This window comes from Tabrizicola thermarum (assembly GCF_003574395.1).
Lineage (GTDB): Bacteria > Pseudomonadota > Alphaproteobacteria > Rhodobacterales > Rhodobacteraceae > Tabrizicola > Tabrizicola thermarum.
On record NZ_KZ984538.1, the window covers coordinates 172449 to 192251 of the forward strand.

The window sequence follows — 19803 nt, forward strand, 5'->3', positions numbered from 1 at the left end:
GCTTGCCGCGCCGCAAACCCCCGGCTACACGGAAAAAAATCGCGGGGGGACAAGATGTCAGAGAAATCGCAATTCCAGGACCGGCTCCTGTCGCTCGGCCTTGCCCGTGTCTCGGAAGCCGCCGCGCTGGCCTCGGCCCGGCTGATCGGGCGCGGCGATGAAAAGGCCGCCGACCAGGCCGCCGTCAACGCCATGCGCGACCAGCTGAACCTGCTGGACATCAAGGGCGTCGTCGTGATCGGCGAGGGCGAACGCGACGAGGCCCCGATGCTCTACATCGGCGAGGAAGTCGGCACCGGCCAGGGGCCGGAGGTGGACATCGCGCTTGACCCGCTGGAAGGCACCACGCTGACCGCCAAGGACATGCCGAACGCGCTGACCGTGATCGCCATGGCACCGCGCGGCACGCTGCTGCACGCCCCCGATGTCTATATGGACAAGCTCGCCATCGGTCCCGGTCTGAAGCCCGGCACCGTCACGCTGGCCATGTCCCCTTCCGAGCGCGTCTCGGCGCTGGCCGCCGCCAGGGGCTGCTCGACCGAGGACATCACCGTCTGCATCCTCGACCGCCCCCGGCACGAGGATCTGATCGCCGAGGTCCGATCGACCGGTGCGGCGATCCGGCTGATCACCGACGGCGATGTCGCGGGCGTCATGCACTGCGCCGAGCCCGAGATCACCGGCATCGACATGTACATGGGCTCGGGCGGGGCACCGGAAGGCGTGCTGGCCGCCGCCGCTCTGAAATGCATGGGCGGCCAGTTCTACGGCAGGCTCCTGTTCAGGAACGAAGACGAAAAGGCCCGCGCGCGGAAGGCCGGCATCACCAACCTTGACCGGGTCTATACCCGCGACGACCTGGTGCGCGCCGACGTGATCTTTGCCGCGACGGGGGTGACGAACGGCTCCCTTCTCGCCGGGATCAAGCGCGACCCCGGCTGGGTGACGCTGGAGACGATCCTGATGCGCTCCAAATCCGGCTCGATCCGGCGGATGATTTACAAGACGCCGGTGAAATGACCCTTCGGGCCGGGGTGTGCCTGACTCTGCCGGACGGCGACCCAGTGCCTTCCCTCCCCCTCCGTGGGGAGGGGATGGGGGTGGGGGCTCGCTGCCAATTCCTTACCGGAACGTGAACGCCCACAGCCAACCCCTTGATTCCAAACACCCGGAAACCCGCGCCGCGCGCGGCGCGCCACTCCCCCCCTTGCCAGCCCGCCCCCTTTGCGGCACCCCTGTCAGCATGACCGCCTTCCTCTCCGTCGAGACCTCCCTCACCGGCCGCCGCTGGACCGGCCCCGACCCGGTGCAGGACCGGCTGGCCGAGGGCATGGCCCAAGAGACCCGCCTCCCCCTCCCCCTCTGCCGCATCCTGGCCGCCCGGGGCGTGGCCCCCGAGGACGCCCCCGCCTTCCTCGCCCCCTCGCTGCGCGACCTGATGCCCGACCCCCTCACCCTGAAGGACATGGGGACGGCCGCGGACCGCCTCCTTGGCGCCGTCGCGGCCCGCGAACGGATCGCCATCTTCGCCGACTACGACGTCGACGGCGGCGCCTCTGCCGCCCTCCTCCTCATCTGGCTCCGCCATTTCGGGCTGCAAGCCACCCTCTACATCCCCGACCGCATCGACGAAGGCTACGGGCCCAACGTCCCCGCCATGGCCCAGCTTGCCGCCACCCACGACCTCATCCTCTGCGTCGACTGCGGGACCCTCTCTCACGAACCCGTGGCGGCGGCAAAGGGGGCCGACGTCGTCATCCTCGACCACCACCTCGCGCTCGAAATCCTGCCCGACGCCCTCGCGGTGGTGAACCCCAACCGGCAGGACGAGGATGGCGCGCTCGGCCATCTCTGTGCCGCCGGGGTGGTGTTCCTCCTTCTCGTCGAGGCCAACCGGCGGCTGAAGCAACAGGGTCGGCAGACCCCCGACCTCATGGCCCTGCTCGACCTCGTGGCGCTGGCGACCGTCGCCGACGTGGCCCCGCTGACCGGCCTCAACCGCGCCTTCGTCCGGCAGGGGCTGAAGATCATGGCCCGCCGCGAACGCCCCGGACTGCGGGCGCTGGCCGATGTCGCGCGGATGGACCAGCCCCCCACCCCCTATGCGCTGGGGTTCCTGCTTGGCCCCCGGGTCAACGCGGGCGGGCGCATCGGGCAGGCCGACCTTGGCGCGCGGCTTCTGGCCACCGACGACGAGATGGAGGCCGCCCGCCTGGCCGCCCGTCTCGACCAGCTGAACACCGACCGACGCGAGATCACCGAAGCCGTCCGCGCCGAGGCCATGGCCCAGGCCGAGGCGCGCGGCCTTGATGGTCCGCTGGTCTGGGCCGCGGCCGAAGGCTGGCACCCCGGTGTTGTCGGCATCGTCGCCGCGCGGCTGAAAGAGGCCGCCAACCGTCCCTCGGTCGTGATCGGCTTCGAGGGTGACATCGGCAAGGGCTCGGCCCGGTCGGTCCCGGGTGTGGACCTCGGTGCGGCGATCCAGAGACTGGCGGCCGAGGGGATGATTGCCAAGGGGGGCGGGCACAGGATGGCGGCCGGGTTGACCCTGACGCGCGCGCAGCTTGACCCGGCGATGGCCCGCCTGTCGGACCTTCTGGCGCGGCAAGGGGCCGGAACCGGGGGGCCGCAGGACCTGCGGATCGACAGCCTCCTGTCCACGGGCGCGGCAACCGTCGCCCTGGTCGAAGAGATCGAGAACGCCGGCCCCTTCGGCGCTGCGGCCCCCGCCCCGCGCTTTGCCTTCGCCAATGTCCAGGTGAACGCCCGCCGCATCGGCGACAGCCACCTGAAACTGTCGGTCAGCGACGGTGCCGGTCCCTCGATGGACGCCATCGCCTTCGGGGCCTTCGACGGACCGCTGGGCGCGGTGCTGGAAAACCCCGGGCACAGGCGGTTTCACCTGGCCGGGAAGCTGGAGCTGAACCATTGGAACGGCCGCACCCGGGTACAGTTGCGGCTGGACGACGCAGCCTTGGCCTAGGCCGCGCAATTTTCCTCTTGCAGAACCCCGGCACAGATTCTAGACACCGCGCACCGAAAGCGTGGCCCGTTCGTCTATCGGTTAGGACACCAGGTTTTCAACCTGGGAAGAGGGGTTCGACTCCCCTACGGGCTGCCACTTCACCCGGATGTCAGACATCGCGCGCAGCAGGTCGCAGAGACCTGCTTGATTGTTTCCCCACACTGAATAGACTGGGAAAAATTCGCAGGAAAGGTGTCTGACGTGAAGCTGTTGCCGCGTGTTTCCATTGCTCTGCTGCTTTTTTCCCTGCCCATCGCCGCCCACGCTGCCAGTTGCAGCGATACCGGCGGCCAATATGAAACCTGGAAGGCCGAGATGGCCGCCGAGGCCAGGGCGGAAGGCGTCGGCAAGCGCGGGATCGACGCGCTGATGGCGACCTCGTATTCCAAGGCCACGATCGGTGCGGACCGCAACCAGAAAAGTTTCAAGTACACGCTGGACAAGTTCATGACCGTCCGCGGCGCCGACACCATCGTCAAGCAGGGCCGCAGCCGCAAGGCGAAGAACCCCGACTTCTACGCAAGGCTCGAAGCCGCCTATGGAGTGCCCGCGGGCGTCCTGATCGCGATCCACGGCATGGAGACCGGCTTTGGCAGCTTCATGGGCGACACCAATGTCGTGTCGGCCATTGCCACGCTGACCTACGATTGCCGCCGGTCCGATTTCTTCCGCCCGCATCTGATCGGCGCGCTGAAGATGGTCGACAAGGGCATGATCTCGCCCGACACCGTCGGCGCCAAGCATGGCGAGCTGGGCCATACGCAGTTCCTGCCGGGCAACGCCTATGTCTATGGCGTGGACGGCAACGGCGACGGGGTGATCGACCTTTACAACCAGGCCGATGCTCTTGCGACCACCGCCAATTACCTGAGGAAGAAGGGCTGGACGCCCGGCAAAGGCTACCAGGAGGGCGAGCCGAACTTCGCCGTCATCCGGGAATGGAACGCCGCCAAGGTCTACCAGCAGGCCATCGCGATCATGGGCGCCCGCATCGACGGCTGATCCTGTCGAAGTCTTGACGCGACGGCCTCTGTGGCACAACAGCCGTCTGAACGGACCTCGTCACGTGAGAGCGCCGATGCGGCGGGACGAAAGGAACAGGGACCAGGGCTCGTCCGGTGTCTTGCCCCTTGCACCCGGGCCTGCACGAATGTAGGACGCGCAAAGTGGCCCGTTCGTCTATCGGTTAGGACACCAGGTTTTCAACCTGGGAAGAGGGGTTCGACTCCCCTACGGGCTGCCACTTTTCCTTGCAAGGCACTGATTTTCCTAGATAATTTCAAGAGGCGTTTTCTCTGCCTAAGAAATGCCTAGAGTTTCACGGGGCACCTTTTGACCCGAAGCGCCCCGGAACCCCTCACGAAAACGTGAACATTAGTCGGCGACTTCGTAGCCGTCGCGGTCGAACGTGCATGGCCCTTCGGGGTCTAGCGCCATTGGCATGGGCATGTCGAACAACAGGCAGTAGCTACCCTTGCTTGCGTGCAGGCACGTCTTGCAGCCTTCTATCAAGGCTTCGTGGTCGCCTTTGGCATGAATGCGGTCGTGGCAGTTGCCGCAAAGTGCGACAAGTTCAAACAGAAGTTCTTGGCCCCAATGCGCATAGCTTAGGTGGTGAACTTCGGTCGCCGCCGCCTTTCTGCAACCTTCGCAAAGACCTTGGGCGCGTTCCATGACCAAGCGCCGACGGTCCTTCCATGCCGGGGAGTTTAGGTAGGCGTTGTGTGCCTGCGTGTAGTAGCTGTCGCCGTCTTCTTTGCCCTTCCAGCGCCGCAACTGAATATCGACGTATTTTTGGTCAACCTTTTCAAGCGCGGCTTTTCGCGCGGCATTGTATGCGTCGTGCATTGCGTCGTCGAATTCTGGCAGTTCGTCGGCGTTCGGCGGTCGCTTAACCGCATTCCCAATCCGCAACCCACAATCTAGGCATTGCATTCGGATAACGGGCATACCTGCGTTGTTCGTTCCGCGCCGAAGTTCTTGCCGTTCATGCTTGCATTCTTGGCGCGACCATTCGCCAAATTCCTTAGCCCAACGCGGCTGCAAGTCATGGTCTAGGGGTGCTTGCTTACCATTTCGCGGGTCAATAACGCGCATCTACCGTTCCTACTTTGGGTGCCTGCGTCGACTATACCTTGTAACTGCGCATGAAAAAGCCCCGACCCGTGTTTGGCTACGGGCCGGGGCGAGTAGCCGCGCGGAAACCCCTTAACGCGCGGCGGGCAGGAACGGGCGAATGAGGGGGCAGCATCCGGGCGGTACCCGCGCCCGCGCTGCCCCCCGTCACCCAAGGCAAGGGCAGCCCGTGTGTCGTGCCGCAAGCCCTAGAATGGTAGCGGCGGGCCGAAGGGCGCATACGACCCGCCGCCTATCAACCGGGGGAAGCCACTAACCCCGGTCAATTCAGGGTGGCAGGCGGGTATCGTCCCCCCGCCTGCCTTGGCCGAAGCGGGCAGGGAAGCCCCCGCACCGGCCAATCTCACACGACGGGCAGCACGCCCGCCAAACGCTCTACAGCCGCCACAGGAAGGGCATACGTCGGAAGTGCAAGCACGCCCCGCGCCGCAAGGTCGATAGGCAGCCCGGCGGCGGTCATGGCTTCCCGAATGGTCGTCGCCGGGGTCGCAAGGGTCACGACCGCGACCGGGGGGAACCGGGCGGAGGGGTCGCGTGCGGCCTGCCCTGCCGCCCATGCCACATGGTAAGCGCGTTCCGCGATTGCGTCTTGGTTTAGGGGCACGCTCAAATCGACCGCTACAGGCGAAGTCTGCGGCGTGTAGATCGGGAACACGCCTTGGGCGCATAGTGCGGCAACGTCTGCCCCCGGTTCATCAATGCCCACAGTGACAAGGGTTCCGTAGGGGCCGCGTTCGACGAAGCCGCCTAGGGGCGCGTGATAGGGCTGCGACGACGCCGTTAGCCAAGCTGCGACGGTTGCGATTTGGTCGCTTGCAACGGTCATGGCTCAATCCCCCAATTCGACGCGGGTTGCGCCCTTGTCGGCAAGGTGCGGGCTGTAGAAGGCGTTATGGATTTCCGACACGACGCGTTCGTAGCGGGGCGCAAGGGCTTGCAGTTCAATGCCTTCGTTAAGCATGGCGTAGGCATTGGGCGCGAAGCGTTCGACCGCTTGCAGGCGCATCTTCGTATGCAGGCTTTCGGAAAGCCCGGTCAGAAATTGCGGGCTATGGTAAATGATAGCCGCAATTGTGGCGTCCTTCTTCGCAAGTTCGGAAACCTTCGCCATGCCTTCCGGGGTCTTGACCGCTTCGCGCATCCAACCGCGAATTTCGCTATCAAGCGCCGCATAACCGGCACGCGGGGCCAAGGCTTCGTCGGCGACTTCCTGACCCCGCACTTGCAGGTATTCGGCCTTTGCCTTGATTTCCTGTGCGACGGTGCGGATTGCCTGCGACACGCGTTCGGCAAGCTTCTTCGCTTCGACATGGCGCACGACTTCGGTACGCGTCAAGTCGCCCGCAAGTGCAGCGGCCCGCACGGTGTTTTCTGCGACGGTGCGGTGCAGTTCCGCAATCCGGTCGCCCATAGTCTTGAACTTTTCAGGGTTCCCGAACCGCGACCGATTGCCGGTTTCGGTTTGCAGGGAAACTAGGGTTTCAATCGCTTCGCGGCTTTGAACAAGATATGCGCCTTGCATTTTGGGGCTTCCTTCTAGGGACGGTTCAAGAGTTGGGCTTGGTTTCGGGCTAGGGCGCGCGACCAAGCGTCGTCGTTGCCGAAGTTCGTTGCGACCATGACCCGGCCCCCTATGGGCATTGGGCCAATCGGCTTGCGGGTAGCTGCGTCGATTTCTACGACGCTAGAACGAACCCTTGCGGTCGGGCGTCTGCGCTGTTCAAGCTTGGTGATACGCGACGCTAGCCGTTTCATGTCGTCGCCCCTTCAAGGGCTTCTAGCCGCCGCTCAAAGTCGCTGCCTTCGACCATACGACCGATAAGGGAAAGCGCGTTGATAAGCCGCGACATGTCTTCAATCTTAACTTCGCCTTCAAGTGCCCGGCGATATTGGCGTGCGGCTTCCCTGCGAATATCGGCAAGGCTATCAAGGCGAACGCGACTGCGACGCTTGACGGGGGGTTTAGACCAACCTGCTTGCTGTGCTGTGATATTCACGGGTTCGTTCCGACATATTCGACCAAATCAGGCCACGTAAGGCGACATAAACGAAGCTAAGCGCCCGTTGGGAAAGGCGGTCAATCCGGTATTTTGGGGTTCGACGGTGGGAGACATTTACAGACAAAAGAATTTTCAGCCGGTTGCGCACGACGATTATTCGACGGCATATTAGGCGGTACTTAGGCAGGGAAACTACGGCGGGAAAATACTGAGTCGTTTCATATAACTACGTCGGATAATGGAAGCCGGTACGGCTGCTACGCGTTGAATAGCTACGTCGGGGTCGATTTGGCCGATACCAGGTACTTGCCCACAGGGGCGCACAGGCGGGCCTTGCAGGGGTCGGGCCGGTCGGGGGCACCCTGCACACCCCCGAACCCCGCCAAGCCTACCACGGGGCCGGATTTCAGGGGGCGGCGGGCACAGGGGCAAGGTCGCCTAGTGGCGTGTTCAAGTGCTGCCACGTCGCAGGGGGAAGAACAGCCATGCCGACGCGATGCAGTGCCACGGCATGACGCAGCGCCGGATAGCTGCGCTTGTACGCGTCAACGTCTACTTCCTTGATATGTTCAACAAAATCCAAGTAAGTGCGCAGCGTGCGCATGGGGTGTTCTTCGGGCGGCGACTTGAATTGTTCCGCTAGCGAAAGTGCGCCTTCGCGTAGGAAGTCGGTGACGTACAGCGACAAGTAGCCCGAACTGCTCACTTCGTCTGCCAGAAGCCGCGCGACCGCTTCGGGGTAATCCTTCGTGCGGTAGTACCCTGCCGTGCCGTTCGACGACATGAACCCGTATAGGTACTTCGCAACAAGCATCCGGGCCGCGTCTTCGATAAGCCCTGCGTGCCCTTCCCGCGAACGGCGGTTTTCCGACGCCATAGACAAATAGGCCACGTAGATTAGGCAGAAGGTTCTATGCGCCTTCTGCGCCCCGGCAAGTACGTCACTAAATACCGGGTTCTGCGCTACGATATATTCGACCAACTGCCTTGGGTCGCAGTTGCGGTTTGCTTCGTCATATTCCCTTGCCATTTCTTCGGTCCTTTCTTCGTGCCCGCTTGGGGCTGTTTGACGTGTAGGGGCTGTAGTTGCCGCCGACACAACACCTAACCAACTGATATAAATTAAAAATAACTGTGTTGTAGTATGTAGTATGTGTAGTAGGTATATCTTTCACTCCCCCTTTTCGCGCGACCTTTCGGGGCCATTTTCCCTTTTCTGCGTACTACACCCACTACAGCTACTACACGTTTACTTTCAATGGCTTAGCTGTTGGAAGGTCGCACTACAGCCTACTACAAACCCCGCCTGCGACGGTTATTCGCCGATGAAACGCGCCGGGTTAGTAATAACAAAAGCGCGTCCGGTCTTATTGAATTTCTCTGCTAGCTGCGCACGGCTGATTTCTTGCAAGTCGCCAGCGTCCAGAAAGCTTTGAATTGTGCGCTTAAGCGCGGCGTTTGCCCCGGCCCTATCGTCCTTAAAAGCCTTCTTTTGAAGTAGGTCTTGTTGCAGGTATGAAAGGGGCACTACCTTTTCTTCGTGCATTGTGCGGGGAACGCGAAGCTTTGGCAGCTTGTGGTATTCGGTCGCAACGTAGCGGTAGACTGTTCGGATTAATTCGACCGCCTGTTTCGCTTCGTCATTGTCCATGCCGCCGACTTCGCCGCTATCGACCCGCTTTGATACGCCGTTGGTCGCGTGTACTTCCAAGTTGATTGCCCACACGGCTAGGTCATGGGTGATTGTGGGCACGTCGAAGTTGACGCCGACCGCCACAAGCGACGCTAGTTTCATCGCCCGAAGGTGCGACCTACTCCACAGACTGCCCGCTACGTCTTCGTCTGCCCGTTCCATTGTGCGGCGAAGTTCGACACGGAAACTTTCCAACAGGGCTGCGGCGTCGGGCGCGATTTGAACCTGCACGACTTCGTTGCGTTGGTTCAAGCGCAGGGCACGTTCGCAAAGCGACGCCAACCATGCGGTTAGGTCTTCGGGCGGTTGGTACTGTGGCGTGCGGTTTAGTTCGGGCCATGCCCCGACGCTTTCCAGTATCAGGAACCGGGGAATAAGCCCGTCTGCCATTGTGTCTTCGGTGACGTTGGCGAAGACGGTAGACGGGGTGCCTTCGGCGTAGATGCTAAGGGCCGGGGCTTGAATATCGGGAATGTTGTTGCGGTTGTCGGCATAGGAACTGCCGCTATAGACGCTGCCATGCGCCGAACTGCCGTACAGCTTTAGCCAAAGGTTGCTTACATCGCGGTCGTGCTGCGACGCCTTCGGGTCGGTCATGCGGCGAATTTCCTTCCCGCCTTCGGGCATGATGGAAACGAAGGAGTTGGATAGCGTCGCGGCGTGTCGCAGCAGGGCAGGTTCTGACACGAAGCGCGACGGCCCGACGAAGCCCTTTGCGGCGGCAAGTTCGGGCAACATGCCGTCGCCCTTGCCCTGCACCACGGCGTTAATCAGCCGGTGAATACCTACCTGCCCGGCGTCCTTGCCCTTGCCCGTGGCGGCGACGCACATAACGTACAGGTTCAGCCCGGCCATAGGGTCGGGGGTCTGGTATGCCCGGCCCGTGATCCCGGCGAACAATCCCAAGCCCGCCGCCAACGCGACTTCGGGGATAGGGTACGGGGCTTGGTGGTAGATGAATTCGACGACGGCACGCAGGGCACCATACGGGGGAAAAAGGGGGTTGTTCTGCGTCATTTCGGGTGCGCCTTTAGGCATGGCTTAGGCAGTTGCGGCCTGCCTTGCGCTTATCGTTGAAAATCAAGTCAGTAGGGTACGTCATGGCAGCGGGTTGCGCTGCTATGGTCAAATGCGGTGCTTGCGTGCGGCGGTAAGTTCGACGACCAAGGCGCGGATTTCGTCTTCGGTCGCGCCGCGAATGCGGGCAGCAAGCACAGCGTTGCATTCCGACGCGGGCCACGCCGACGACTTTTCGCCAAGCTTGATCGGGCGCGGGAACAGCCCCTTTGCCATAGCTTCGTACAGGGTCGGGCGGGCCATGCCGGTTACGGCGCACACGTCGGGGGTGCGCAGCAAGGCGTTCGGCACAAGCTGCGCAGCCGTTAGGGCGCGGTCGGGGGTGCCGGGGTCGGTCGGGGTGTTGGTCAACGCGTTCATTGGTCTGTCTCCACATGGCCGGGCATGTCTGCCTGATATGTGAAGACCATGCCGCCCCCGGCGCTTTTGGCACAGGGGGCAAAGGCAGCAAGAAAGTTTGCGATATTCAGCTACTTACGCGATTGCGCCCGAAGCCTACGCATGAGATTTTCAAGGCGACTTTCGTAGTAAACGCTGTTGGTCGCGTTCCCGTAGTATTCGCCTAGGAACGCGTCGGCGGCTTGACGAAGTGCGCCGCGCTTAGCGGGTGCGCCGTACTCGCCCCCTTGCCATGCCGCAAAGGCGCGGTCGGCAACTTCGGCCTTGCGCCCGTCTTCGGCCCGTGTGCCCACAGGGGGTAAGGCCACACCGCTAACAATCGGCGACACGTCTTGCGGGTTGACCTTGCGAACCATCACACGGCCCCCCGAAGCTGCACTACGACGCTATCGGCGACGGCTTCGCCCCGGCAAAACGCGGCATAGGCGTTCATCATGGCGCGGCGTTCCTCTACCAAATCGTCGCGGCGGTACCGTTGTTCCACTTCGTTGCCGACATTGTGGGCAAGGGCAATTTCGCTTTGGATATTGTCGTACCCGCGCTTCGTCGCCCAATCCTTGAAGGTGCTGCGCAGCCCATGCGGCACACAGGGGCGCGGCTGCGGCGCTTCTTCGGGGTCGTCGGGCTTGGTCAACACGTTCGGGTCAACCCAACCGCGACCTTCCTTCTTCGTCTTGGCGTCGTGCATACGCTTCATAACCGCCGATATGGTCATGTCCGACATTACGCCGCCTTCCGGTGCCGGGAAAACAAGTGCGGTCGGGTTCCTGTGGTCGGCGTCGAAGGTCGGCAGCGCCTTCAAGACCGCAAGCGCAGCTTCGGAAAGCGCGACCTTATGCGGCTTCTTCATCTTCATGCGTTCCTTGGGGATAGTCCAAACCTTCGCTTTCAGGTCGATTTCGCCCCAAGTCGCGCCGCGAACTTCGCCCGACCGCGACGCGCAAAGGGTGACGAATTCCAGCGCCCGCGCCGCCATGCCTTCACGCTTGCGCAAGTCGGCAAACCAAGTCGGCATTTCGGCTTGTTGAATGGCCGGGTGGTTCTGCGCTTCGGCCCGACGTTGGTTCTTGATCCACACTTCAAGCGACTTCGACGACGCCGGGTTGTCGTTGTGGCGGCGTCCTTCGTCGATAGCCCAAGCGAAGACGCTTTCCATGCGTTGCCGTACCCGGCGTGCGGTATCTGTCTTCGTCGCCCAAATCGGCTTAAGAACGTCCTTCACGTCGTCAATGGTGATTGTGCCCACATCTTTCGGGCCAAGCTTCGGGATAACGTGCAGGTCAAGGCTTGCCCGCCATTGCTTGCGGTGCTTGTCGCTGGATAGCGTCTTCTGAATGTAGTCGCTTTTCATGTATTCGTCCAACGCGTCGGCGAAGGTTACGACCTTCGGCGCGTCGGGTTCCGCCTTCTTTGCCCGGTTCACGTCAACGGGGTTCTGCCCGGCTTCGACCATTTCCAAAAGTTCGGCGGCACGCTTGCGGGCTTCCTTGACCGACAAGCCGCGCTGCAACTTGGGTTCGCCGTTAGGGGGTGTGGGCACCCAACGACCAAGGCCGGTACAGGAAGTCTTGCCGTTCAACGTGAAGTAGAATTCCCAAGACTTCGACACGGCTTCGACGCCTTGCTTGTTCGTATGCTTCGTCACGCGAAGCCAAAGCCCGTCGGCTAGACCGTCGCGTACCCGCATGACCGACTTGCCCGCTTCCGGCCCCTTGATCGCCGCTACCCTCTTGTCGTCCAACTTTGACATGACCAGAACCCTTTGCCTAACCGTTGCCTAAGCAAAATGGCAGAAACAGGCGGTCATTTCAAGACGGCAGCAGACACGGCATTCCGGCAAACGACTGTTAATACTTGTGTTTTCAGACGGCGGCAGACTGTGGCAGACAACGTTATGGAAGCCCTACGGGCTGCCACTTCCGTTACAATCCGCCAACGGTCCTGTGACTGGCATTTCATCCGGTTATCGGGTTGATGGAGGGCAGTCCAGTCTTACGGAGCCCCCATGCTGCGCAGCCTTGCCACCCTTCTCCTTCTCTCCACCGCCGCAAGTGCCGAAACCGCCGACGGCGAGGCGCTCAAGCGCATGACCTGGGACCAGATCGTGGAGCAGGCCCGCGGCGGCACGGTGAACTGGTTCATGTGGGGCGGGTCCGACACGATCAATGCCTATGTCTCGGGCTATGTCGCAGACCGGCTGAAGGCCGACTACGACATCACCCTGAACCGCGTCCCGATCTCTGATGCCGCCGACGTCGTGAACCAGGTCCTGTCCGAGAAAGAGGCAGGCGTGACGGATGCCGGCTCTGTCGATCTCATCTGGATCAACGGCGAGAATTTCCGGTCGATGAAACAGGCCGACCTCGCCTTCTGCGGCTATACCGGCCTTCTGCCCAACGACAGCCTGATCAACTGGGACAATCCCGCCATCGCCAACGACTTCGGCGTGCCGGTCGAAGGCTGCGAGGTGCCGTGGAACACCGTCCAGTTCGCCTTTGCCCATGACAGCGCCAAGGTCCCGGCTCCGCCGCAGGACATGGCCAGCCTCATCGCCTGGATCAAGGCCCACCCGGGCCGCTTTACCTATCCCGCGCCGCCGGATTTCACCGGATCGGCCTTTCTGCGCCACGTCTTCATCCATGCCGCAGGCGGACCGGACCGCCTGCTGGGCCCCTTCGACCCGGCGACATTCGACGCCACCGCCGCCAGGACCTGGGCGATCCTGAACGAGATCGAGCCCTTCCTCTGGCGCGGGGGCGCGACCTATCCGACCACGGTGACCCAGCTGAACGAGCTTTTCGCCAACGGCGAGATCGACTTCAGCTTCAACTACGACCCCGCCCAGTTCGGTCTTGCCGTCCAGGCCGGGACCTGGCCCGAGACGACGCGGTCCTTCGGGCTGACCGACGGCACCATCGGCAACACCAACTACACGCTGATCCCGTTCAACTCGCCCAACAAGGCCGCCGCGATGGTCGTGCAGAACCTGCTTCTGTCCGGCGAGGCGCAGCTTGAGAAGGCCAAGCCCGAAGTCTGGGGGGCCGCCCCCGCGATCGAGATCAGCCGCACCCCCCCCGAAATCCAGGAGGGGTTTGCCGCGATCAAGACCCACCCGTCGGTCGTGCCCGCCGCCGAACTTGCCAAGGCCGCGCTGCCGGAACTGCAAGCCGACTGGCTGATCGCGATCGAGAAGGGCTGGGCCGCAAACGTCGGCAACTGACGGCTCCTCGTTCGATTTCGTCTTGCCGTCGCAGGCGCCGCCTGGCCCCATCTGGGAGGGACCACACCCCCCGCTTGCCCGTCTTCCCGGCATGGCGCAATCTTCGCACAGCCCGCCCGAAAGGCCCCGGAGTGACCGACCGCACCCGCATCGCGCTTTTGCTTGCCCCGGCCCTTCTGGTGCTGGCTGGGCTGTTCCTGACCGGGCTGGGCCTGACGCTCTTGCGGTCGTTCCGCTATTTGCCGGGCCTTGGCCTGACCGAACCCGATCTTGCCGCCTATGCCGCAGTCCTGACCGCTCCCGGTTTCCTGCGCTCGCTTGCGCTTTCGCTCTGGATCGCCACCGCCTCGACCGTGATTGCTGCGGTTCTGGCGCTGGCCGCGGCGCTGCTGCTGCGCCAGACCTTCCCCGGCCGCACCCTGATCGCCTTCCTTGTCCAGCTGAACCTCACCATCCCGCACATCGTCGGGGCGATCGGAATCCTTTATCTCGTCTCGCAATCCGGCAGCTTTGCCCGCCTTGCCCATGCCGCAGGGCTGATCTCGGCCCCCGCCGAGTTTCCGATCCTGACCCATGACCCCTACGCCATCGGGATCATCCTCCTCTACGTCTGGAAAGAGCTGCCCTTCATCACCCTGATCCTGCTGGCAAACCTGCAGACGCTTGGCGAGGATCACGAAGCCGTCGCGCGCTCGCTGGGCGCCTCGCGCTGGCAGGCGTTTCGCCATGTCCTGCTGCCCATGGTCCTTCCCGGACTTGCAACGGCCTCGGCGCTGGTCTTCGCCTTTGCCTTCGGCGCCTACGAAGTGCCGCTTGTCCTTGGCGCGCACGCCCCGAAGGCGCTGCCGGTCCTGGCCTGGCAGGCCTGGACCGACACCGACCTTGCCAGCCGGTCCGAGGCGATGGCGATGGCCGTCGTCATCGCGGTCGTGGGGCTGGCCCTTCTGGCTCTGGTGGCGCGCGGTCTGCGCCTTGGAGGCCAGGATGCGCGCTGACCGGATGCGAACCCTTGCGGCGCTGGCTCTGGCCGGGTTCCTGATCCTGCCGATCCTGCCGCTGGCGATCTGGTCCCTTGCGCATGGCTGGCGGTTCCCGGACCTGGTGCCGCAGACCTGGACGTTGAAGGCCTGGTCGCTGGCGGTCGATGCCCGGTCCGGCGTCCTGCACAGCCTTGCCGTGACTGCGGGCATCGCCCTGGCGACGACCCTCCTGGCCGCGCTGATCGGTCTTCCTGCCGGACGCGCGCTTGGGCTCTACCGGTTCAGGGGCAAGGGATTGGTGACGCTCCTCCTCCTCGCTCCGGCCTTCCTGCCCGGCATCGCCATCGTTTTCGGCCTGCATGGCGTCTTCCTGCGCCTGGGGCTGGTGGGCACCGTGCCGGGCGTGATACTTGCCCATCTGATCCCGGTGCTGCCCTACATGGTGCTGGTGATGGCGGCTGTCTTTTCGCGCTTTGACCCGGAGTTCGAAGCCCAGGCCCGCAGCCTGGGCGCCACACCGTGGCAGACCTTCAGCAGAGTCACCCTGCCTGCCGTCCTGCCCGGCCTGATGACCGCCGCCCTCTTCGCCTTCCTCGTGTCGTGGTCGCAATACCTGCTGACCCTCGCCATCGGCGGCGGACGGGTCCAGACGCTCCCGCTCTTGCTGTTCAGCTTTTCCAGTGCGGGGCGGAATGACCTCACTTCGGCGATTGCGCTTCTCTACATCCTGCCCGGGCTTCTGGTCCTGCTGGTGACAGCCAGACAGGTCACCGGACGCAGCCTGGCGCTGGTCGGCGGCCTGCGGCCATGACCACGCTTGTCCTTGACGATCTGCGCAAGTCCTATTCCCGCGCGGGCCCCGCCGCGCTGCATGGCCTGAGCCTGACCGTGGCAAGCGGCAGCCTGACCGCGCTCCTCGGGCCCTCGGGGTCGGGCAAGACCACGACGATGAAACTGATCGCAGGGCTGATTGCGGCCGATTCCGGCGATATCCGACTGGGCGACCGGTCGATCCGCGACCTTCCGCCGGAACGGCGCGGCGTGGCGATGGTGTTCCAGAACCCGCTCCTGTTTCCCCACCTGACCGTGGCCGGCAACGTGGGGTTCGGCCTGCGGATGCGTGGGCTGCCCCCCACCCGGATCGACGCCAGCGTCGCCGAGATGCTGGACCGCGTCCGGCTGGGCGACCTTGCCCAGCGCAAGCCTGCGCAGCTGTCCGGCGGCCAGGCCCAGCGCGCGGCCCTGGCGCGAGCCCTGATCCTGCGGCCCGAGGTCCTTTTGCTGGACGAGCCCCTGTCCAGCCTGGACCCCGCGCTCCGCGACGAGATGCGGCTGCTGATCCGCACGCTTCAGCGCGAGACCGGGATCACCACGATCGTCGTCACCCATGACCAGGCCGAGGCCGTCGCCCTGGCCGACCGGATCGCGCTGCTGCTGGAGGGCAGGCTGGTCCAGGACGACACGCCGCAGGCGTTCTATGCCCGCCCGGCGACCACGGCCGTGGCCCGGTTCTTCGGCGGCGTGAACTTCATCCCCGGCACGGTCCGCGACGCGGTGTTCGACTGCGCCATCGGACCTCTCGCGCTGCCGCAGGGTCTGCCGCAGGGTCCGGGCCTTCTGACCATCAGGCCCGAGTCGCTGCGCCTTGGCCCGGGGCCGAACCTGCGCGCCGCACAGATCGTTGCGGTGGACTTCCTGGGCAGTCTGACGCGGATCGACCTTGCCCTCGACGGTGTGGCGCTTCAGGCCATGGTCACGCCGGACACTGCCCGCGGCCTGTCTGTCGGCGCCAGGATTTCTGTCTCCTTCCCGCCCGAGGCCCTGTGGATCCTGCCACACTGAACTTTGGCAGGTCCGGTCAGTCCTGCAACACGGCCCGGCCACGACCGGCGTGCTTGGCGGCGTAAAGCGCACGGTCGGCTGCGGCGATCATTTGGGCGGGGACGGGGTCCTTGCAGTTCAGCGACCGGACGATCCCGATGCTGGCCGAGACCCTGACCGGCTGGCCTTCGAACATCATCGGCTCCTGGATCAGCGCGATGATGCGGTTGGCGATCCGCATCATCGTCGCCGAATCGCTGCGCCCTGCCACCACCATCACGAACTCGTCGCCGCCGATCCGGGCGGCGCAATCCTCGGCGCGCAGCTGTTCGCGCAGGATGCGACCGACGTTTTCCAGCACGAAATCCCCCGCAGCATGGCCCAGCGTGTCATTCACCGCCTTGAAATAGTCCAGGTCCATATGCATCAGGCCGAAATCCGCCCGGGCCTTGCACAGCCGGTCCAGCACCAGATCCACCGCCCGCCGGTTGCGCAGCCCGGTCAGGGGGTCGGTCATCGCCTCTTCCTCGGCCGCGACGCGCGCACCCTCCAGCCGCAGGTTCAGCGCCCGCAGCTCGTTTGTGACCGAGGCGTTTGCCTCGGCCAGAAACAGGACTTCGCGCACAAGCTCCGAGGCCGAAAAGTCGGCGTCCGACAGGGAAAGGCTGCGGATGGCGCCGATCAGGTCGATGAAGGTGACGTTCAGAAGGATGCGCCCGTCCCCCGGAAGCCGCTGGCCATGGCCCCGAAGTCCAGAGACAAGTCCGTTGCGCGGCACGATGCGAAAGCGGTGTCCCGCCCGGTCAAGCACCTCGTGGATCGTGACGGCCCCACCGGGAGAGCGCACTTCGAACAGGTCCTCGAACCGGGCACCCAGCTTTGCGTCACCCTGCAGGACCTGCGCCAGTGTCGGCCCGAAACTCAACGCGCAGCCATCGGCATCCAGCAGCAGATGCATGGGCATGAACCGCGCCAATGTCATGAAATCCAGCTTCAGGCGAAACCTGCTCAGGTCGGCATGCATGGCTCAGCCCTCTGGCCTGGCAAGATCGAACGCCTTTGCCATGGCGTGGCGGGTGTCCAGCACCGCGATGGTGATGCAATCCTCTGCGCCGGTTTCGATCAGGCAGAGCGCCCCGTAGTCGTCCGCCATCGCAGTCACGACCCCGATCAGCACCCGCTGAATGCCCCGGATGTGCGACCGGCAGCGCAGTTCGAACCTGTCAGGCCCGACTTCGTCAAGAATGACCTCGGGCGCTTCAAGGCTTGGCAGGGCCAGCTTCGCGCGGGCGGGAAGTTCCTCGAGCGAATGGAGGAAATCGCTGAACGACACGCCGCCAAAGCGCAACAGCCTGCGCACACCTTCGCGGTCGGGGTTCGTCACCAGATAGGTTCCGACATCTTCCCAGATCGCCTCGACCGGCCGCCCCAGAACCCGCGCGGCGATGTCGCCCACCCGATCGGCCAGCCCGGGTGCATACCGCAGCATCGGCTCATAGGTCCGGCTGGGCTGATCGGCCAGGCAACAGACCTCTTGCCACTTGGCCGACCCGAAGGTGTCAAGCACGTAATTCTGCAAGGATCGCAACAAGAGTGCATCCATACCCGACCTCGCCGATGGTTCCGCTCCGACACTAGCCTGCATTGATTAACGAGTTCTTCACCGGAACAGGATCACGGCAGGATGATCAGCCCGGTGTCGCCGGTGCCCAGCTGGTTCAGCATCGCGGCGGTGACCGGCGGCGGTGTGTCCCGGTACTGGCGCATCAGGGCCAGGGTCTCGGCCGCCGAGAAGTAGCCGCCGTCCGGGCGGGTCGTTCCGCGCAGGCGCAACTTGCCGTCCTGACCGATGTAAAGCCCGGTAACCTCGACATAATCCGCGCTCCGCCGCAGGAACAGCAGGCCCTCTTCCCCCGGCATGGTCGGCAGAAGGTCCGCGACCACCATCAGGCATCCAGGCTCGCCCGGTGTCAGATCAGCCGCGCAGACCTGCGTCCAGTCCTGCAGCATATAGTCCTCGGCACTGTAAAGCAGCGTGTCCCGCGTGCCGGTCGCGGTGACCGGCTGGACCGGCATCGCGGCCCGAAGTCCCGCGACCAGCGCGTCCCGATCCACGCCAGGTGCCGGCGCATCGCCCGCCAGGACCGCGGCCAGCGCCTCTTGCCCCGGCTCCTTGGCAAGGGCCTCAAGCTCGGCCATCGCGGCCGCACCCGGCTTGCCCCAGGATTGCAGCGCGGCGACATCCAGCCTTTCGACCGGTGTCCGGCCCGAGGCGAACCGTGCCAGCTGATCGCGGGCCGAGATGCGCTCGGCGTTCAGCACCGGGGTCAGCCAGAGGGCAGCCAGCACGATCAGCGCCAGGGCCATCATGATGTTTCCCTGCCGGATCCGGCCCATCCAGCCCGCGCCCCGCAGAACCGCAACGGCATAGATCAGCCCGTAGGCCACCCCGATCCCGGCCACCAGCATCACGAACACCCTGTCGGGCGACCAGCCCCTTTCGTCCACCCGCAGCCAGATCGCCCAAAGCGCCAGTCCCGCCAGCACCGGCAGGACCAGCGCCATGCCCTGCGCCGAGCGGACCAGCAGCGGGCTTTGCGTCGCATCGGCATCCGACTGATCGACCGCGATCGACACCAGGGCGATGCCCCCTGCCACCATGGTCAGCAAGAGCATCGCAGGCGACAGCCCCCCGGCCAGCCCATCGAAACCCCGGAACGGCAGCGCCACCAGGAACACGGCCATCACCGCCAGCACGACGGGCAGGAACAGCCGGAACAGGCGCAGCACGACATAGGGCGACAGAAGGTCGGCCAGATCGTGGATGACCGCCATGCCCAGCCCCAGGACCGCGCCCGTCAGGACCAGCGGCACCACTTCATGTTTCAGAAGCCTGCCGATCACGTCGAGCCCGACGATGTTCAGCACCGCGTCGGACAGGTAGATCACCAGCCAGACCAGCCCCGTGAACGCCATCGCCGCCGCAAAGCGCAGCACGACGGACCAGGCCTCCAGAAACAGCGCGGGATAATCCCGCCAGCCCGACCTGGCCCCGGTAATCAGGAAAGGCACCGGCAGGCTGGCCACCGCCACTGTCGCAAGCACCGGAAGACCGGCCCGGACGAAGTCTTCCGCATTGGCGTATCGCAGCATGGTCAGCGCCAGAAGGGCTCCGACAGCCACCGCCAGCAGGGCCGCCCGCGGCAGGGACCGGAGCAGACCGATGGGGCCCGCCATGCCCAGAAGCGCGCCGAACAGCGTGGCGATGGTCCCGAACAGGATCAATGCGGGGTAATCCCCGATCCAGTCGCGATCATGGGCCCGGAACACGGCCCAGATCAGAAATCCGCCAAGGCCACCCGCAAGGGCAAGTTGCGCGCGCGCTGCCATCTGGCCTGTCATCCGATCCTCCCCATGACGGCCCTGCCTGTCGGTGCGGCATTCTGGGTCCC

The 19803-nt window shown here is 64.3% G+C and carries 18 protein-coding genes and 2 tRNA genes; 9 read left to right on the forward strand and 11 right to left on the reverse strand.

Going from position 1 to position 19803, the window contains the following annotated elements:
- Positions 1-54 precede the first annotated feature (54 nt).
- The 5 genes from glpX to D5084_RS03715 all read left to right on the forward strand — a co-directional run bounded on the left by glpX (position 55) and on the right by D5084_RS03715 (position 4268).
- A complete protein-coding gene (gene glpX, locus D5084_RS03695; RefSeq protein ID WP_128514167.1) occupies positions 55-1020 on the forward strand; it encodes a class II fructose-bisphosphatase in 966 nt (321 codons plus the stop codon).
- Between the two features lie 223 nt (positions 1021-1243).
- Positions 1244-2983 (forward strand): single-stranded-DNA-specific exonuclease RecJ, encoded by a 1740-nt coding sequence (gene recJ, locus D5084_RS03700; RefSeq protein ID WP_128514168.1) that lies wholly within the window; start codon positions 1244-1246, stop codon positions 2981-2983.
- A 63-nt stretch (positions 2984-3046) separates the two neighbouring features.
- Positions 3047-3121: transfer RNA gene (locus D5084_RS03705), tRNA-Glu, on the forward strand.
- Positions 3122-3232: 111 nt separating this feature from the next.
- On the forward strand, positions 3233-4027 hold the full coding sequence (locus D5084_RS03710) for a lytic murein transglycosylase (RefSeq protein WP_435532659.1): 795 nt from the start codon (positions 3233-3235) through the stop codon (positions 4025-4027).
- 166 nt (positions 4028-4193) lie between these two features.
- Positions 4194-4268 (forward strand) — tRNA-Glu (locus D5084_RS03715).
- Between the two features lie 131 nt (positions 4269-4399).
- Here D5084_RS03715 and D5084_RS03720 read toward each other — a convergent pair.
- From D5084_RS03720 to D5084_RS03755, 8 genes are all read right to left on the reverse strand, one after another.
- On the reverse strand, positions 4400-5122 hold the full coding sequence (locus D5084_RS03720) for an HNH endonuclease (protein ID WP_128514169.1): 723 nt from the start codon (positions 5120-5122) through the stop codon (positions 4400-4402).
- A gap of 382 nt (positions 5123-5504) precedes the next feature.
- Entirely contained in the window at positions 5505-5987 is a 483-nt protein-coding gene (locus tag D5084_RS03725) for a hypothetical protein (protein WP_128514170.1), read from the reverse strand.
- A 3-nt stretch (positions 5988-5990) separates the two neighbouring features.
- Positions 5991-6683, reverse strand: coding sequence for a hypothetical protein (locus D5084_RS03730; protein ID WP_128514171.1), 693 nt, complete (start codon positions 6681-6683; stop codon positions 5991-5993).
- 229 nt (positions 6684-6912) lie between these two features.
- Complete coding sequence (locus D5084_RS03735) at positions 6913-7158, reverse strand: hypothetical protein (RefSeq protein WP_128514172.1); 246 nt, start codon at positions 7156-7158, stop codon at positions 6913-6915.
- A 409-nt stretch (positions 7159-7567) separates the two neighbouring features.
- A complete protein-coding gene (locus D5084_RS03740) occupies positions 7568-8191 on the reverse strand; it encodes a hypothetical protein (protein ID WP_128514173.1) in 624 nt (207 codons plus the stop codon).
- 285 nt (positions 8192-8476) lie between these two features.
- Positions 8477-9871, reverse strand: coding sequence for a DUF3987 domain-containing protein (locus D5084_RS03745; protein WP_162302370.1), 1395 nt, complete (start codon positions 9869-9871; stop codon positions 8477-8479).
- 108 nt (positions 9872-9979) lie between these two features.
- On the reverse strand, positions 9980-10291 hold the full coding sequence (locus D5084_RS03750; protein WP_128514175.1) for a helix-turn-helix transcriptional regulator: 312 nt from the start codon (positions 10289-10291) through the stop codon (positions 9980-9982).
- Positions 10292-10685: 394 nt separating this feature from the next.
- Positions 10686-12080 (reverse strand): tyrosine-type recombinase/integrase, encoded by a 1395-nt coding sequence (locus D5084_RS03755; protein WP_128514176.1) that lies wholly within the window; start codon positions 12078-12080, stop codon positions 10686-10688.
- Positions 12081-12335: 255 nt separating this feature from the next.
- Between D5084_RS03755 and D5084_RS03760 the strand changes: the two genes are divergently transcribed.
- The 4 genes from D5084_RS03760 (at position 12336) to D5084_RS03775 (ending at position 16372) form a co-directional block, all read left to right on the forward strand.
- Positions 12336-13550: an ABC transporter substrate-binding protein gene (locus D5084_RS03760; RefSeq protein ID WP_128514177.1), complete on the forward strand. Its 1215-nt coding sequence runs from the start codon at positions 12336-12338 to the stop codon at positions 13548-13550.
- A gap of 131 nt (positions 13551-13681) precedes the next feature.
- A complete protein-coding gene (locus D5084_RS03765) occupies positions 13682-14545 on the forward strand; it encodes an ABC transporter permease (RefSeq protein ID WP_128514178.1) in 864 nt (287 codons plus the stop codon).
- Positions 14535-15341 (forward strand): ABC transporter permease, encoded by an 807-nt coding sequence (locus tag D5084_RS03770; RefSeq protein WP_128514179.1) that lies wholly within the window; start codon positions 14535-14537, stop codon positions 15339-15341. The genes D5084_RS03765 and D5084_RS03770 overlap by 11 nt, the downstream gene beginning before the upstream one ends.
- On the forward strand, positions 15338-16372 hold the full coding sequence (locus tag D5084_RS03775) for an ABC transporter ATP-binding protein (protein ID WP_128514180.1): 1035 nt from the start codon (positions 15338-15340) through the stop codon (positions 16370-16372). The genes D5084_RS03770 and D5084_RS03775 overlap by 4 nt, the downstream gene beginning before the upstream one ends.
- Before the next feature lie 16 nt (positions 16373-16388).
- On the opposite strand, the gene D5084_RS03780 is transcribed toward D5084_RS03775, so the two are convergent.
- Genes D5084_RS03780 through D5084_RS03790 form a run of 3 tightly spaced genes read right to left on the reverse strand, consistent with a single transcriptional unit; the run spans position 16389 to position 19753 of the window.
- The gene (locus D5084_RS03780; RefSeq protein ID WP_238382510.1) at positions 16389-17375 is read right to left on the reverse strand and encodes a GGDEF domain-containing protein; all 987 of its coding nucleotides are present in this window, start codon (positions 17373-17375) and stop codon (positions 16389-16391) included.
- A gap of 3 nt (positions 17376-17378) precedes the next feature.
- Positions 17379-17996, reverse strand: coding sequence for a heme NO-binding domain-containing protein (locus D5084_RS03785; RefSeq protein ID WP_128514181.1), 618 nt, complete (start codon positions 17994-17996; stop codon positions 17379-17381).
- Positions 17997-18025: 29 nt separating this feature from the next.
- Entirely contained in the window at positions 18026-19753 is a 1728-nt protein-coding gene (locus tag D5084_RS03790) for a DUF4153 domain-containing protein (RefSeq protein WP_128514182.1), read from the reverse strand.
- Positions 19754-19803: the final 50 nt, after the last annotated feature.

What these genes read in the sequence shown, in the direction of transcription:
- glpX (WP_128514167.1), top strand. Translation starts at nt 55, where the DNA reads ATGTCAGAGAAATCGCAATTCCAGGACCGGCTCCTGTCGCTCGGCCTT.
- D5084_RS03755 (WP_128514176.1), bottom strand. Translation starts at nt 12,080, where the DNA reads ATGTCAAAGTTGGACGACAAGAGGGTAGCGGCGATCAAGGGGCCGGAA.
- D5084_RS03720 (WP_128514169.1), bottom strand. Translation starts at nt 5,122, where the DNA reads ATGCGCGTTATTGACCCGCGAAATGGTAAGCAAGCACCCCTAGACCAT.
- D5084_RS03785 (WP_128514181.1), bottom strand. Translation starts at nt 17,996, where the DNA reads ATGCAGGCTAGTGTCGGAGCGGAACCATCGGCGAGGTCGGGTATGGAT.
- D5084_RS03750 (WP_128514175.1), bottom strand. Translation starts at nt 10,291, where the DNA reads ATGAACGCGTTGACCAACACCCCGACCGACCCCGGCACCCCCGACCGC.
- D5084_RS03790 (WP_128514182.1), bottom strand. Translation starts at nt 19,753, where the DNA reads ATGACAGGCCAGATGGCAGCGCGCGCGCAACTTGCCCTTGCGGGTGGC.
- recJ (WP_128514168.1), top strand. Translation starts at nt 1,244, where the DNA reads ATGACCGCCTTCCTCTCCGTCGAGACCTCCCTCACCGGCCGCCGCTGG.
- D5084_RS03745 (WP_162302370.1), bottom strand. Translation starts at nt 9,871, where the DNA reads ATGACGCAGAACAACCCCCTTTTTCCCCCGTATGGTGCCCTGCGTGCC.
- D5084_RS03775 (WP_128514180.1), top strand. Translation starts at nt 15,338, where the DNA reads ATGACCACGCTTGTCCTTGACGATCTGCGCAAGTCCTATTCCCGCGCG.
- D5084_RS03760 (WP_128514177.1), top strand. Translation starts at nt 12,336, where the DNA reads ATGCTGCGCAGCCTTGCCACCCTTCTCCTTCTCTCCACCGCCGCAAGT.
- D5084_RS03780 (WP_238382510.1), bottom strand. Translation starts at nt 17,375, where the DNA reads ATGCATGCCGACCTGAGCAGGTTTCGCCTGAAGCTGGATTTCATGACA.
- D5084_RS03725 (WP_128514170.1), bottom strand. Translation starts at nt 5,987, where the DNA reads ATGACCGTTGCAAGCGACCAAATCGCAACCGTCGCAGCTTGGCTAACG.
- D5084_RS03770 (WP_128514179.1), top strand. Translation starts at nt 14,535, where the DNA reads ATGCGCGCTGACCGGATGCGAACCCTTGCGGCGCTGGCTCTGGCCGGG.
- D5084_RS03740 (WP_128514173.1), bottom strand. Translation starts at nt 8,191, where the DNA reads ATGGCAAGGGAATATGACGAAGCAAACCGCAACTGCGACCCAAGGCAG.
- D5084_RS03730 (WP_128514171.1), bottom strand. Translation starts at nt 6,683, where the DNA reads ATGCAAGGCGCATATCTTGTTCAAAGCCGCGAAGCGATTGAAACCCTA.